Annotated in this window: 16 protein-coding genes; all 16 read left to right on the top strand. The window is 35.3% G+C overall.

What is annotated here, in order from left to right; translation table 11 throughout:
* The first annotated feature begins 7 nt into the window (after positions 1-7).
* The 16 genes from floA to BJL90_RS17815 all read left to right on the top strand — a co-directional run bounded on the left by floA (position 8) and on the right by BJL90_RS17815 (position 14,124).
* Entirely contained in the window at positions 8-1,009 is a 1,002-nt protein-coding gene (gene floA / locus BJL90_RS17885; protein WP_070971247.1) for a flotillin-like protein FloA, read from the top strand.
* Positions 1,010-1,070: 61 nt separating this feature from the next.
* A complete protein-coding gene (locus BJL90_RS17880; protein ID WP_070971246.1) occupies positions 1,071-1,553 on the top strand; it encodes a hypothetical protein in 483 nt (160 codons plus the stop codon).
* 88 nt (positions 1,554-1,641) lie between these two features.
* Positions 1,642-1,917 (top strand): sporulation protein YqfC, encoded by a 276-nt coding sequence (yqfC, locus tag BJL90_RS17875; RefSeq protein WP_070971244.1) that lies wholly within the window; start codon positions 1,642-1,644, stop codon positions 1,915-1,917.
* A 12-nt stretch (positions 1,918-1,929) separates the two neighbouring features.
* Entirely contained in the window at positions 1,930-3,126 is a 1,197-nt protein-coding gene (yqfD, locus tag BJL90_RS17870; protein ID WP_070971243.1) for a sporulation protein YqfD, read from the top strand.
* 27 nt (positions 3,127-3,153) lie between these two features.
* Complete coding sequence (locus BJL90_RS17865; RefSeq protein WP_070973390.1) at positions 3,154-4,104, top strand: PhoH family protein; 951 nt, start codon at positions 3,154-3,156, stop codon at positions 4,102-4,104.
* A 35-nt stretch (positions 4,105-4,139) separates the two neighbouring features.
* Positions 4,140-6,254, top strand: coding sequence for an HD family phosphohydrolase (locus tag BJL90_RS17860; protein WP_081562086.1), 2,115 nt, complete (start codon positions 4,140-4,142; stop codon positions 6,252-6,254).
* On the top strand, positions 6,238-6,693 hold the full coding sequence (gene ybeY, locus BJL90_RS17855) for an rRNA maturation RNase YbeY (protein WP_070971240.1): 456 nt from the start codon (positions 6,238-6,240) through the stop codon (positions 6,691-6,693). The genes BJL90_RS17860 and ybeY overlap by 17 nt, the downstream gene beginning before the upstream one ends.
* A 16-nt stretch (positions 6,694-6,709) precedes the next feature.
* Positions 6,710-7,408: a diacylglycerol kinase gene (locus BJL90_RS17850; protein WP_070971237.1), complete on the top strand. Its 699-nt coding sequence runs from the start codon at positions 6,710-6,712 to the stop codon at positions 7,406-7,408.
* 26 nt (positions 7,409-7,434) lie between these two features.
* Positions 7,435-8,514: a DUF3048 domain-containing protein gene (locus BJL90_RS17845; protein WP_070971233.1), complete on the top strand. Its 1,080-nt coding sequence runs from the start codon at positions 7,435-7,437 to the stop codon at positions 8,512-8,514.
* 18 nt (positions 8,515-8,532) lie between these two features.
* Positions 8,533-8,928, top strand: coding sequence for a cytidine deaminase (locus tag BJL90_RS17840; protein ID WP_070971229.1), 396 nt, complete (start codon positions 8,533-8,535; stop codon positions 8,926-8,928).
* Positions 8,929-9,066: 138 nt separating this feature from the next.
* Positions 9,067-9,954, top strand: a complete 888-nt coding sequence (gene era / locus BJL90_RS17835; protein ID WP_070971226.1) for a GTPase Era — start codon at positions 9,067-9,069, stop codon at positions 9,952-9,954.
* A gap of 87 nt (positions 9,955-10,041) precedes the next feature.
* Positions 10,042-10,224 (top strand): YqzL family protein, encoded by a 183-nt coding sequence (locus BJL90_RS21605; protein WP_081562085.1) that lies wholly within the window; start codon positions 10,042-10,044, stop codon positions 10,222-10,224.
* A gap of 28 nt (positions 10,225-10,252) precedes the next feature.
* Positions 10,253-10,993, top strand: coding sequence for a DNA repair protein RecO (recO, locus tag BJL90_RS17830; RefSeq protein ID WP_070971223.1), 741 nt, complete (start codon positions 10,253-10,255; stop codon positions 10,991-10,993).
* A 20-nt stretch (positions 10,994-11,013) separates the two neighbouring features.
* Positions 11,014-11,517 (top strand): DUF4342 domain-containing protein, encoded by a 504-nt coding sequence (locus BJL90_RS17825; protein ID WP_070971220.1) that lies wholly within the window; start codon positions 11,014-11,016, stop codon positions 11,515-11,517.
* A gap of 403 nt (positions 11,518-11,920) precedes the next feature.
* Positions 11,921-13,318 carry a glycine--tRNA ligase gene (locus BJL90_RS17820; protein ID WP_070971217.1) on the top strand — a complete coding sequence of 466 codons (1,398 nt, stop codon included), beginning with the start codon at positions 11,921-11,923 and terminating at the stop codon, positions 13,316-13,318.
* Between the two features lie 167 nt (positions 13,319-13,485).
* Positions 13,486-14,124 carry a helix-turn-helix transcriptional regulator gene (locus BJL90_RS17815; protein WP_070971214.1) on the top strand — a complete coding sequence of 213 codons (639 nt, stop codon included), beginning with the start codon at positions 13,486-13,488 and terminating at the stop codon, positions 14,122-14,124.
* Positions 14,125-14,129 lie beyond the last annotated feature (5 nt).

The raw sequence follows: 14,129 nt of genomic DNA, 5'->3' as shown, positions 1-14,129 counted from the left end.
ATTTTATATGCCAGCATTTGTTCCATTACTTATTTTATTAGCAATTGCTTTTATATTGCTGTCGGTTTTGCTAAGTTTTATTCCAGTAGGATTATGGATTACAGCTTATTTTTCAGGAGTAAAAATAGGCATCTTTACATTGGTAGGAATGCGTTTTAGAAGAGTACAGCCTGTACGAATTGTCAATCCTCTCATTAAGGCCAATAAGGCGGGTTTAGACTTAAATATTGATAAACTAGAAGCCCACTATTTAGCAGGAGGAGATGTAAATAAGGTAGCAGATGCTTTAATAGCGGCACAAAGAGCAGATATTAATCTAGAGTTTGAAAGAGCGGCAGCTATTGACTTAGCTGGTAGAGATGTGTTGCAAGCGGTGCAGGTAAGTGTTAACCCTAAAGTAATCGAGACCCCTAAAATTGCTGCTGTTGCAAAGGATGGTATAGAGGTAATGGCCAAAGCTAGGGTTACTGTAAGGGCCAATATTGAAAGGCTTGTTGGTGGTGCTGGAGAAGAAACGATTATTGCTAGGGTAGGAGAAGGAATTGTAACTACTGTAGGCTCAGCCGGTACCCACAAGGATGTATTAGAAAATCCAGATTTGATCTCTAGAACAGTTTTGCATAAGGGCTTAGATGCAGGAACAGCTTATGAAATTCTATCTATTGATATTGCTGACATAGATATCGGAAGAAATATAGGTGCACAGCTTCAAACCGACCAAGCAGAGGCTGACAAGCGTATTGCTCAAGCGAAGGCAGAAGAAAGGAGAGCCATGGCGGTGGCGAAGGAGCAAGAAATGAAGGCAGCGGTTGAAGAAATGAGAGCAAAGGTTGTAGAGGCAGAGGCAGAAGTCCCTAAAGCTATGGCTACTGCTTTAAAAGAAGGTAAATTAGGTGTAATGGATTATTATAATATGAAAAATGTTTTAGCAGATACCAATATGAGGGAAGCGATCTCTAAAGTCAATAAATCAACAGATGATACAGCCAAAAAAGATGTGAAGAAGTAGTATATTCTCTGCAGGAATAAGACTGATACCACAGTCGATAGAAAAAGGAAGTGATGCAGCTGTGGAAAGTATTATCATATTTATCATTTTTGCTATTATAAGCTCCCTTTTCGGCAAGAATAAAAAAAACAACAAGCCTCCAGTCCCTCGTGAAACCAATGGAGAGTCTGAAACTCCAACGATAAACCATAAGGGAAGATTAGGGGAACTTTTTAAAGAATTAAAGGGAGACTTTGAAACAGTATTTAAAGAAAATACTGCTTCAACTGAAATGGCAGAAGAAGAGCCTGTCTATGAAACCCCTTATGAATATGAAAATTATTATGAGGAGGATATGCAAGACAAGGATTTAAAAACAAAGCAAGTATTAGAACAAAGGCAACCTATGAGAGAAACCAGAGAATCCTTGCAGGAAAAAACCATATATGAAAATGAAATTCAAGAAAAACCTGTAAATCAGGGGATTTCCTTTGATGAGAAAGCCCTCCTGCAGGGGATTATTATGTCAGAGATATTAGGAAAGCCTAAGGCGCTAAAAAGATAGAAGATGTCAAGTACATCTTCTATCTTTTTTATGGTCTACATAAAAGTAATAAAGCATAAAAATTGAATATATAAAGGAGGTGTGCCGAATGAAAAAAAATGAAGAAATAAAAAAAAGTTTAGCAGAAATTTTAGAGTTGCCTAAAGATATTATTTTGGATATACCTAAAATTACGATGGTAGGCAATCTCCAGATTTATATAGAAAATCATAAAGGAATTATAGAGTATAGTAGTAACCGAGTAAGAATTAATACCAAAAGTGGCGTATTGAGGATTATTGGCAAAAACCTACTTTTAAAAAATATTATTCTAGAGGAAATTATCATAGTAGGGGAAATTCAGCAGGTGGAATTCACGGATTAAGGGGTGATATAGTTGTTAATACTGAAACTATGGAATTATTTAAGAGGCTATGTTATTATAAAAATAGAAGGTTTAGCTTTGGAAAGATTTATCAATATGTGTATAGCTAGAGAAATCTACCTATGGGATATTCAAAGAATCAACTATACAACCCTAGAGGCTAAAATAGGAATTAAAGCTTTTAAAACACTACGAAAACTGGCCCGAAGGGCAGGATGTAAGGTATATATATCCGAGAAAAATGGCTATCCTTTTTGGTTTAGTAAAGTAAAGAAAAGAAAAATGCTTATATTGGGGGCATTTTTTTCTTTGATTCTATTATTGGTGGTATCTAGCTTCGTACTGATTATAGATGTGACCGGCAACGAAAATGTATCAAAGGCAGAAATATTAACGGTTTTAGAAGAGATAGGTTTTAAACCAGGGGTCAATAGATATGCTATTGATTTAAGAGAAATAGAAAACAATGCACTGATAAATATCCATGAATTAGCTTGGATAGGAATAGAAATCAATGGTATACATGCCAAAATAGAAGTGGTAGAAAAAACACCACCACCTCCTAAAATTGATAAAAATATCCCTTGTGATGTAATAGCTAGAAAAAGTGGGGTGATTGAACAGGTAATTGCTAGAAACGGAGATGCAGTGGTTGAAAAGGGGGATATTGTATCATCAGGGGATCTGTTGATTACAGGGCTTATAGAAAGGGAAGTTATGGAAGCGCCTATCTACTTGCATGCCTATGGTGAAGTTTACGCTAGAACCTATTATGAGGTAGAAAAATCTGTTCCATTGATGAAAATCAACAAGGAAAAGACAGGAGAAAAATACACAAGAAGAATTATAAAACTAGGGGAGTTGGAACTTGCCCTAAGCAAAGGAGATCATCCCTACAAAGTATACATCATTGAAAAAACTTCAAAAAAACCTATTCAGTGGAGGGATAAAGGTATACCTGTCGAAATTATAACAGAAGAAATTTATGAAGCAATAGAGGTGACAGAAAAAGTGGACGTAGAAGCAGCAAAAAATACTTTGCATGAAACCCTAGTAGAAGAGCTGGTGGAACAAATTCCCAAGGATCTTAAGATACTCAGCAGTAATACAGAATTTACTGTTGAAAACAACACATTATATGGCAATTTAATTATTGAAGTTTTGGAGGAAATTGGAGAACAAAAGAAACTACACATTGAGGAGGATTAGTCTTTGGAAAACCAACAACAAAGGAGAATGATTATACAGGATATGCACTTTATTAAGGAGCTTTTTGGGAATTTTGATGAAAATATAAAATTAATAAAAAAGCACATGCACACAGATATTATATCAAGAGAAGGGGAGCTTGTGCTCATTGGAGAAGAGAAAAACCTTCAGCTGACAGAAAAGTTAATTGCAGAGTTAAAGAATGTTGTAAAAAAAGGTGAGAGTCTAACAACACAGAATATAACTTATATCATCAATATGGTACTAGAAGGAAATCAAGATAAAATCAAGGATCTTATAGGAGATGCACTTTTAATCACTGCAAAAGGGAAACCTATAAAGCCTAAAACCTTAGGGCAAAAACAATATTTAGAAGAAATTCAGCACAAAGACCTAAGCTTTGGCGTGGGACCAGCTGGAACTGGAAAAACCTACTTGGCAGTGGCTATGGCAGTAAAAGCTTTTAGAAATGAAGAAGTCAATAAAATTATTCTAACAAGACCAGCGGTTGAAGCAGGAGAAAGCTTAGGTTTTTTACCCGGCGATTTAAAGGACAAAGTAGATCCTTATCTTAGACCCTTATATGATAGCTTGTTTGATATATTAGGGGGAGAAAAGTTTCAAAAGTATATGGAGAGAGGTTTGATAGAAGTAGCTCCTTTAGCGTATATGAGGGGAAGGACTTTAGATAATTCTTTTATTATATTAGATGAAGCACAAAATACTACCAAAGAACAAATGAAGATGTTTTTAACACGACTAGGCTTTGGCTCAAAAGCAGTAGTAACTGGTGATATTACACAAATTGATCTTCCAAGAGGTAAGTTTTCTGGATTAAAACATGCTATCACAATATTGAAGGATATAAAAGAAGTGGGTTTTTGTTATCTAACAGATAAAGACGTTGTTCGGCATCCCCTAGTACAGAAAATCATTCAAGCCTATGATAAAGCTGATCAAATGAAGGCAGAGTCATAGGAAGGGTATAGGTAGCTTATATAGGAGGAAAAAGCATGAAAATTTTTTATGATTGGATAGACAAGCTATCAAAAAACTTTTTTGGAAGATGTTTGAAAACAAAAAAGTTACAATATATACTTCTTGCTACCATTTTTTTCTTCAGCGTTTTTTCATTTCTAGTTTTCAGTTTAAAACCAGAAAAGTTTGATCTGTCCTTGAGCCAAAAGGCACCAGCAGATATTTACTCACCTAAAGACATAGAAGATCGGTGGACAACCCAAAAACTGAAGGAAGAGGCATCAGAGTCAGTAGAGTTGATTTATTACTTTGATACAGGGGTCCATATTGAGGTAAAAAAGGACATTGAAAACTTCTTTCAATTAGTTTATGAGGTGAGGGACAATGAGGATTTAGATCAAGAGGAGAAGAAAAGAACTTTAGAAGAAGAAAATCATTTGAATTTAAGCAAGGAAAACCTTCAAACCGCTTTGACGGCTTCCTTAGATAAGCTCAACTACCTTGAAACCTATATTTACGAAATTATTGCACAAAATATGAACATAGGCATCAAGGTAGAAAATCTACAGGTTGAAAAAGGCAATATAAAGGAGTATATACTAGGTTTACAGGATTTTAATGAAGCATTAAAGGAATTAGCAATTACGGTGGTTCATGCTACGATTCGCCCCAATATGTTTTTTGATATAGATGCTACTGAAAGACTTCGTCGGGAAGCCGTAGAAGGCGTTGAAAGAATTATGATAAAAAAAGGTGATATTATCTTAAAAGAAGGAGATATTGTTACCTATGACCGCTTAGAACTATTAAGAGAGTTGTCTATCTTAACAGATGATAGTCGCGTAGATATCATGCTATATCTAGGGATAGCCTTTATTGTATTGGTACTAGAAGTTTTAATGATTGCCTATATGTATGTATTCAATAAAGAAATTCTTGAAAAAACGGATAAACTTTTCATGATTTTAATCATTATTTTAGGAAGTCTTTTGATTACAACAGGCGTTGCGGGTATTTCGATTTACTTGATACCAGTGGCAGCGGCGGCTATGCTGGTGGCGATTCTTCTTGAGGCGAGACTGGCCCTTCTGGTAAATATATGCTTAGCTACTTTAGTAAGTATTATAACTGGTCATGATATCCTCTTTATGATTATGGCTATTCTGGGGGGGACAGCAGGGGTTTTTAGTGTTATTAATACACAGCAGAGGGGAAATATATTCCTATCAGGAATTATCGTGAGTTTTGTCAATATCCTTACGATTATAGGCATTGGTTTTATTAGTAGCAATGACGTTACAAAGGTGCTGACCTATGGATTTTATGGAGTCCTAAATGGATTGTTTTGTTCTATACTAACAGTAGGCACTTTACCACTATGGGAGTCTCTCTTTAAAGTAATCACTCCCCTAAAGCTGGTGGAACTTTTTAATCCTAATCAACCATTATTGAAAAAACTTTTAATAGAGGCGCCAGGAACTTATCATCATAGTATTATCGTGGGTAACTTAAGTGAATCAGCGGCGGATGCAGTAGGGGGAAATCCCCTATTAGCAAGGGTAGGTGCCTTTTATCATGATATTGGTAAAATAAAAAGGCCTTATTTCTTTAAAGAAAATCAGCTGACCTCTGAAAATCCCCATGACAAATTAACACCATCTTTGAGCAGCTTAATTATTACAGGACATGTGAAGGATGGCATTGACCTTGCAAAAAAGCATAAGTTGCCGGTAGAGGTAAGGGATTTTATAGAACAGCATCATGGAGATACATTGGTAGCCTACTTTTATCACAAAGCCAAAACTGGAGAAAACGGTGAAAGTATTGATGAACAAAGCTTTAGATATGGTGGTCCTAAGCCTCAGACAAAGGAAATTGCTATTGTGATGTTGGCAGATTCTGTTGAAGCTGCTGTAAGGAGTATGTCCAGTCCATCAAAGGACAAAATAGAAAATCTTATCCATAAAATTATACAGGATAAATTAGAGGATGGACAATTAGAAGAAAGCAACTTAACCTTAAAGGAACTAGATATTATTAAAAAGACTTTTGTGAAGGTGATATTGGGTATTTTTCATGAACGGATTGAATATCCTGATACAGATATAAAAGAATTGAAGGGAAGAAAAACTTATGGAGCTGGAAATTGATAATCGACAAAATATAAGGAAAATAGAAGATGAGTTAATAAAAATATTAGAAAAGCTTGTAAAAGCATCTTTAGATTATGAAGGATGGGAGGAGGACTACGAGGTTAGTTTATCCTTTGTGGATAATGAAGAAATTCATGGTTTGAACAAAGCTTATAGAGGAAAAGACTGTCCTACCGATGTTTTGTCTTTTCCTATGGTAGATGATCAGGGACCTGTCCTTGAAGAAAAAATACTAGGGGATATTGTTATATCTGTGGAGAAGGCCATAGAGCAGGCTGAAGAATACGGACATTCCTTTGAGCGAGAAATGGCTTTTTTAACAGTCCATAGCATGTTTCATCTTATGGGTTATGATCACATGGACGAAGAAGAGGCAAAAGAGATGAGGACAAAAGAAGAAGCTGTATTACAGCAGTTAGGAATAAAACGTGAGTAGATGGGGTTGTGTAGTAATGAAGGTAAGAAAGCTTATTGAGAGTTTTAATTATGCTTTTGAGGGCATTATTTATGCCCTCAAAACCCAAAGAAATATGAAAATCCATTTTTTTACTGCTACGGTTGTTTTAACATTGAGTTTATTTTTTGATTTAGCAAGAACGGAAATTTTAATTTTATTTCTTACGATATCTATCGTTATCATTGCTGAGATGATCAATACTTCTATTGAAGCGGCCATTGATCTTATTACTGATAAGTATCATTTATTTGCTAAAATAGCAAAAAATGTAGCTGCTGGGGCGGTGTTAATAGCGGCAATTAATTCTATCATGGTAGCCTACTTGATTTTTTTTCATAGAATTAATCCCTATACCCATATCTTATTAACGAGAGTGAGGCAGTCCCCTATACACTTGACCTTTATTGTTTTCATTATTGTTATCTTCACAACCATTGCTTTAAAGGCGCATTTTGGTAGAGGAACAGCCTTACAAGGGGGAATGCCTAGTGGTCATGCAGCAGTGGCTTTTTCATTGGCTACCGCAATGACTTTTATTTCGGAGAATATGTTTATAGCAACTCTTTCTATTTTAATGGCATTGTTGGTGTGTCAAAGCCGTATAGAAGGGAGGATTCATAGTTTTTTTGAAGTTTTGGTAGGAGGGATCTTGGGTATCCTTATAACCATTATTTTTTTTCAAATAGCGGGGTAAATACATATACAAAGGGGAGATTATTAATGGACGGTAGAAAAATCATCATAGCTGTACTTATCATGAGTTTTATAGTAACCATCACAGGTTGCGGCAAGAAAACAGATGTTGGAGAAGATTTGGAGGATCAGCCTACTGTAGAAATAGAAGTAGAAAAGGTGGAGGAGGTTTCTTATGAGGGTTTGGCCATCAACCCACTAACGGGGATATGGATTGATGAGGAGGCTGCACAAAGAAGGCCTGTGGCAGTAATGGTTAATAATATAAAAGTTGCATTGCCACAAAGCGGTATTTCTGAAGCGGATATTATGTATGAAACTTTAGCAGAAGGAAATATTACTAGATTAGTAGCAGTTTTTCAAGATTTTGATACGAAGAAAATAGGTCCTGTGAGGAGTACAAGACATTACTATTTAAACCTTGCCTTTGATCATGATGCTATTTTTGTGCATCATGGTGGAAGCCCACAAGCTTTTGAAGATATAAAAAACTTAAAGCCTGCTAATTTGAATAGTTTATCTGGATTAGAAACCATCATGGCATGGCGGGATCCTGTAAGATCAAAGCAAAGAGGCATGTATGAGCATAGTTTATATACCAGTGCAGAAGGGATTATGAAAGCGTGGAAAAGTGTAGGTTACAGAGAAGAAAGAAGGGAAGATTTACAGCCAAAATTCAACTTTTCAGAGGAGGAATGGACACCTCAAGGGGAAAAGGCGGAATTGGTGACGGTTCCTTTTTCAAATGAATATATTTCAACCTTCCAATACGATGCTGCTACACAGCAATATAAGCGGTATCAGTTTGGCAAACCTCATATTGATGAGAATAACAATCAACAGTTAGAAAGCAAAAATATCATTATTCAATTTACGAATATAAAGGTGATTCCAGGAGATGCTGAAGGAAGAAGAGATATACAGCTCATCGGCAGTGGCAAAGGGCTCTATATCTCTAATGGTATGGCTACACCTATTACTTGGAGCAAAGGGGCTTACAATACTGCTACACAGTTTAAGGATGCTAGTGGAAATCCATTAAAAATGAACAAAGGAAAAACTTGGGTTTGTATTTTTCCAAATAATAAAGAAGTTGTGTTAGAGTAATACATAGGAGGATAGATCATGGAATATAAAGAGCTCATTAAAGAGGCAAGAGAGGCCCAAAAAAAAGCTTATGTCCCGTACTCTCACTTTCCAGTAGGAGCAGCGGTTCTAACAAAGTCAGGAAAAGTCTACAGAGGTTGCAATATTGAATGTGCTTCTTATGGGGGTACAAACTGTGCTGAAAGAACGGCCATCTTTAAAGCCGTATCCGAGGGTGATCGAGAGATAGAAGCCATTGCTGTAGTAGGAGCTACCGATGAATATACCTTCCCTTGTGGGATATGCAGGCAAGTTATTGTAGAATATGGAAAAGATATAAAGATCATTATCGGGAAGACAGAAGAGGACTACAAAGTATTTACGATAGCAGATTTATTACCAAATTCTTTTTCGCCAGAAGACTTATCTATATAGACGTGCGCCCTTAAATTTTAATATACACAGTCTAGGTTTTTTCCCTTAGCTAAAAGGCATAGCTAAAGGAAAAAAATAGAACTTTCAGTATATTAAAATTTGTAAGCGTATTTGTATACATCAAAAAGGAGTGTTGTAATGAAATTTAAATCAGGTTTTGTAACAATTATTGGTAGACCAAACGTAGGAAAATCTACTTTAATGAATCAAGTAATCGGTGAAAAAATAGCCATTATGTCAGATAAGCCACAAACCACTAGAAATAAGATACAGAGTGTTTATACAGAAAATGATTTTCAAATTGTATTTATTGATACACCTGGCATACATAAACCAAAACATAAACTAGGTGAATACATGGTAAGGGCGGCGAAGGAGACTTTAGGAGAAGTGGATGCTATTTTATTTGTAGTAGATGATAGTCCCACCATAGGGCCTGGGGATGCGTTTATCATGGAGGTTTTAAAAGATATCAATACGCCTGTTATCTTGGTAATAAATAAAATTGATAAGATGGATCAGGACAAGTTCAATGCCCTTTATGCCCTTTATAAAGAAAAAGAGATGTTTTCTGATATCGTTGGGATTTCTGCACTGGAAGGAGCAAATTTACAGGTGTTGATTGACAAAGTCGTAGATTTTCTTCCTACTGGTCCACAATATTTTCCAGGAGATATGATTACAGATCAACCTGAACGCCTTATTGTAGCAGAAATTATTAGAGAAAAAATACTGCACTATACCCATGAAGAAGTTCCACACGGGGTGGCAGTGGAAACATCTATGATGAAAAAAAGAGAAGGTAAAAACATCGTAGATATTCATGCTACGATTTACTGTGAGAAAAAGTCCCACAAGGGGATTATTATAGGTAAACAGGGGAGAAAACTAAAGGGTATTGGTAAGAGTGCTAGAGAAGATATGGAAAAGCTTTTAGGGTCAAAGGTATATCTAGAGTTGTGGGTAAAGGTAAAGGAAGACTGGAGAAATAGCCAAAATACTTTGCGGACATTAGGATACGAATAAAAAACAATTACAAAATTTTCAATGCATATAAGTTCCCTTAAATCTAAAAATATAATTAAGGAAGTTTTTCATTTAACTTCCTAAAAAATGATGAAAGGGGACTTTTTCATGTTAAATAAAAAAATGTGGAACATATTTAAAAAAACTGGTAATATTGAAGCATACTTATATTGCAAAGAGTATAAGGATTATATAAAATCTAAGGAAGAGGATGTTAACGTATCGGAGATACAGTTATTGCAGTCAGTACAAACAAATACATTATACTAAGGATTGGAATACTTGGGAGATTAATAGAATGCTTGTAAAAACTGAAGGTTTTGTTTTAAAAAATAGAAAATATGGGGAATCTGATAATATGTTGGTGATTTTTTCTAGAAAACTAGGGAAAATCAATGCTATAGCAAAGGGAGCACAAAAACCTAAAAGTGCTTTGATGGCTGGCGTGCAACCTTTTTGCTATAGTGAATTTTTATTATATAGAGGTAAAAGTCTATATACGGTTAGTCAATGTGAACCTAAGGAAATCTTTTATAAGCTAAGGGAGGATGTAAAAAGACTTTCCTATGCAGCCTATTTAGTAGAATTGGTGGAAGTTGTCACCAATGAGGGTCAAACAAATAATAGATTATTTAATTTGTTAGGAAAGACATTGTATCTATTGACAAAGCCAGAGATTGAGGTGAATACTGTTGTTAGAAGCTTTGAGATAAACTTTCTTAACTATTGTGGTTTAAAGCCGGAGTTACATCGCTGCGTTCACTGTAACAAAATAACCGCAGATTATTGGAAGTTTAGCCCACAGGAGGGGGGACTTTTGTGTAATCATTGTTCTTCTGTGGATCCCTACGCTATGAAGATTTCTGAAACAACCCTTCGCTTAGCAAGGTATTTACAGTCTAAGGAGATTCATGAGGTACGTAAGCTAAAGATAAGTGACACTTTAAATGAGGCATTAAAAAAACTGTTAAAACAGTATATTTTAGTACATATTAATAAATATGATTTTAAAAGTCTTGAGGTTGCTGAAAAATTATAGTAAGAAAGGAGAGAAAATTTATGGATATTAATCTTGAGAACATTGACATTATAAGAGAAAGAACCGGTGTATCCTATAAAAAGGCGAAGGAAGCTTTGGAAAATGCAGGAGGAAATGTAGTAGAAGCTCTGATTGCTTTAGAAGGAGAAAATAATAGTAAGTGGACCAAAAACATGGGTATGACTGGCAATGAAATCATCGAAAAATTAAAACGAGTGATCGAAAAAGGAAATGTTACAAGAGTTATTTTAAAAAAAGACGACGAAGTGATGCTAAATATTCCTATAACTGCTGGCGCTATAGGGGTTGTTTTGGCACCGCTAGCTTCATTACTTGGCATTTCTGCTGCATTGGTGACAAAGACCAAGATTGAAATCGTGCAAAATGATGGAAAAGTATTGGACTTAAACGAAATTGCAGAAGAAAAAGTCGGGGATTTTAGAAACATGATGAAGGGCAATCCAACCAAAGAAAACATTGACGATATTTTAGATGACTTAGATGAAAGTGGAGCAGATTTTTAGAAAACCTATTGACAATATTAAGATAATTTGATAAATTTTATATTAAAAATATATATAAATATACGTCTTAACCTTGGATTTTCATATACACGATCTATGGTTTTGCCTTTGGCGGAAAAATGTAGGTAAAGGTCACAGTGTAGCTCTTAATATATGAAAGTTCATAGCAGTATATTTATCATCAGCAATGAGAAAGAGGAGTAGTTGAAAAGAACACTTAAGCGAGCTGGGGAGGGTGAAAGCCCAGTGTAGTTCATCAATGAAGGGCGCTTTTGAGCTAAACAACACAAAGTGGATACGATAAGTATCAACTAGGGTGGAACCGCGGAAGGAAAGTCTTTCGTCCCTAATTTTGGGGATGGAGGGCTTTATTTTTTTAAAAAATTTAATAGGAGGAATTGACATGACAAAGGAAAAAACAATGGAAAAAATTGTATCCTTAGCGAAATCTAGAGGTTTTATCTTTCCTGGCTCTGAAATATATGGAGGTTTGGCAAATACCTGGGATTATGGTCCGCTGGGGGTAGAATTGAAAAATAATGTAAAAAAAGCATGGTGGAAAAAGTTTATTCAGCAAAGTCCCTATAATGTTGGGTTGGATTCAGCGATATTGATGAACTCTCAAACATGGGTGGCCTCCGGACACGTAGGAGGATTTAGTGACCCTTTAATGGATTGCAAGAAATGTAAAGCTAGATTCAGAGCAGATAAACTTATAGAGGATTATTTGTTTGTCCATGGAGAAAATCCAGGAGAAGAGGCTGTTGATGGTTGGAGTAATGAAAAAATGAAGGCATTTATCACTGAAAAGAAAATTCATTGTCCAGAGTGTGGTGCTGATGAATATACGGATATCCGTCAGTTCAATTTGATGTTTAAAACTTTTCAAGGGGTAACAGAGGACAGCAGTACACAAATTTATTTGAGACCTGAAACAGCGCAAGGGATTTTTGTTAATTTTAAAAATGTTTTAAGAACTTCTAGAAAAAAAGTTCCCTTCGGTATCGGACAAATTGGTAAGTCCTTTAGAAATGAAATTACACCAGGAAACTTTACCTTCAGAACAAGAGAGTTTGAGCAAATGGAATTAGAATTCTTCTGTAAGCCGGGAGAAGATTTACAGTGGTTTGACTACTGGTTAAAGTATTGTAAGAATTGGCTTCTTGACTTAAATATGAAGGAAGAAAGTATTAAGCTAAGAGAGCATTCTCAAGAAGAACTTTCTCATTATAGCAATGCTACTGTAGATATTGAATTTAAATTTCCTTTTGGTTGGGGAGAGTTATGGGGTATAGCAGATAGAACGGACTTTGACCTTAAACAGCATAGTCAGCATTCTGGCGTAGATTTTACTTATCAAGATCCAGTAACAAACGAAAAATATATTCCTTATTGCATAGAACCTTCTTTAGGGGCAGATCGAGTAACTTTAGCATTTTTAGTAGATGCTTATGAAGAGGAAGTTATAGATGAAAATGATACAAGAGTTGTGTTAAAATTACATCCTGCATTATCTCCTTTTAAGGCAGCAGTATTTCCATTGACAAAAAAATTAAAGGAAGAATCTCTAAAGCTGTTTGAAAAGTTATCAGAAAAGTATATGGTAGACTATGATGAGGCAGGAAGTATTGGCAAAAGATATCGCCGTCATGACGAAATAGGCACACCTTACTGTATCACCTTTGATTATGACTCATTAGAAGATAATTGTGTTACCATCAGAGATAGAGATACAATGCAGCAGGAAAGAATTTCTATGGATCAATTAGAAACCTATTTAGAAGAAAAATTAAAGTTTTAATCCTATAAAGTAAGAATCAGTTGGTGTAGGAATACTTCAACTGATTTTTATTTATCCTGGAAAAAATTTTTTTCAATAATAGAAAATTACTGTAGCAAAAGTAAAAAAAATATGATAAATTATTTATATAGTATAACATATATAATAAATAGAGTAACACATAAGAGGTGATACCTATAGAATTTACAAGCAGACAAAGAAAAATTATAGAAATTGTACAACAAAATGAGCCTATAACAAGCCAAGAAATAGCAGCGTTACTCAAGGTGACAAGAGCAACTTTGCGGCCGGATTTAGCTATATTAACGATGTCGGGCACTTTGGATGCAAGGCCAAAAGTAGGATACTTTTATAGCGGGAAACCTGACATCAATCTTATATCCCAAGAAGTCAGAGGGATGAAGGTGAAGGATATGATGTCTATACCGGTGGTGGTTACAGAAGATATGTCGGTATACAATGCTATTGTAACCATGTTTTTAGAAGACACTAGTGCTATCTATGTGGTTTCTGGTGGTTCTCTAGTAGGGGTAATTTCTAGAAAAGATTTCTTGAAAAATGCAATAGGAACCATTGATATAAATAAGGTACCGGTGGCTATGATTATGACCCGTATGCCAAATATAGCCACAACTTCTCCAGAAGAAGATGTATTAACAGCGGCTAGCAAAATTGTAGAACATGAAGTGGATAGTTTGCCAGTTGTAGAAAAAACTATAGTAGACGGGAAGCAAAAGTTAAAGGTAGTAGGAAAAATTTCTAAAAGCAATATAACAAAATTGTTTGTTGAACTTTGCAAAGAGTAGGAGGC

This window comes from Clostridium formicaceticum (assembly GCF_001854185.1).
GTDB classification, from domain to species: Bacteria; Bacillota; Clostridia; order Peptostreptococcales; family Natronincolaceae; genus Andreesenella; species Andreesenella formicacetica.
Note: the sequence above shows the minus strand (reverse complement) of the source record. Positions and strands in the feature narration are given on the sequence as shown.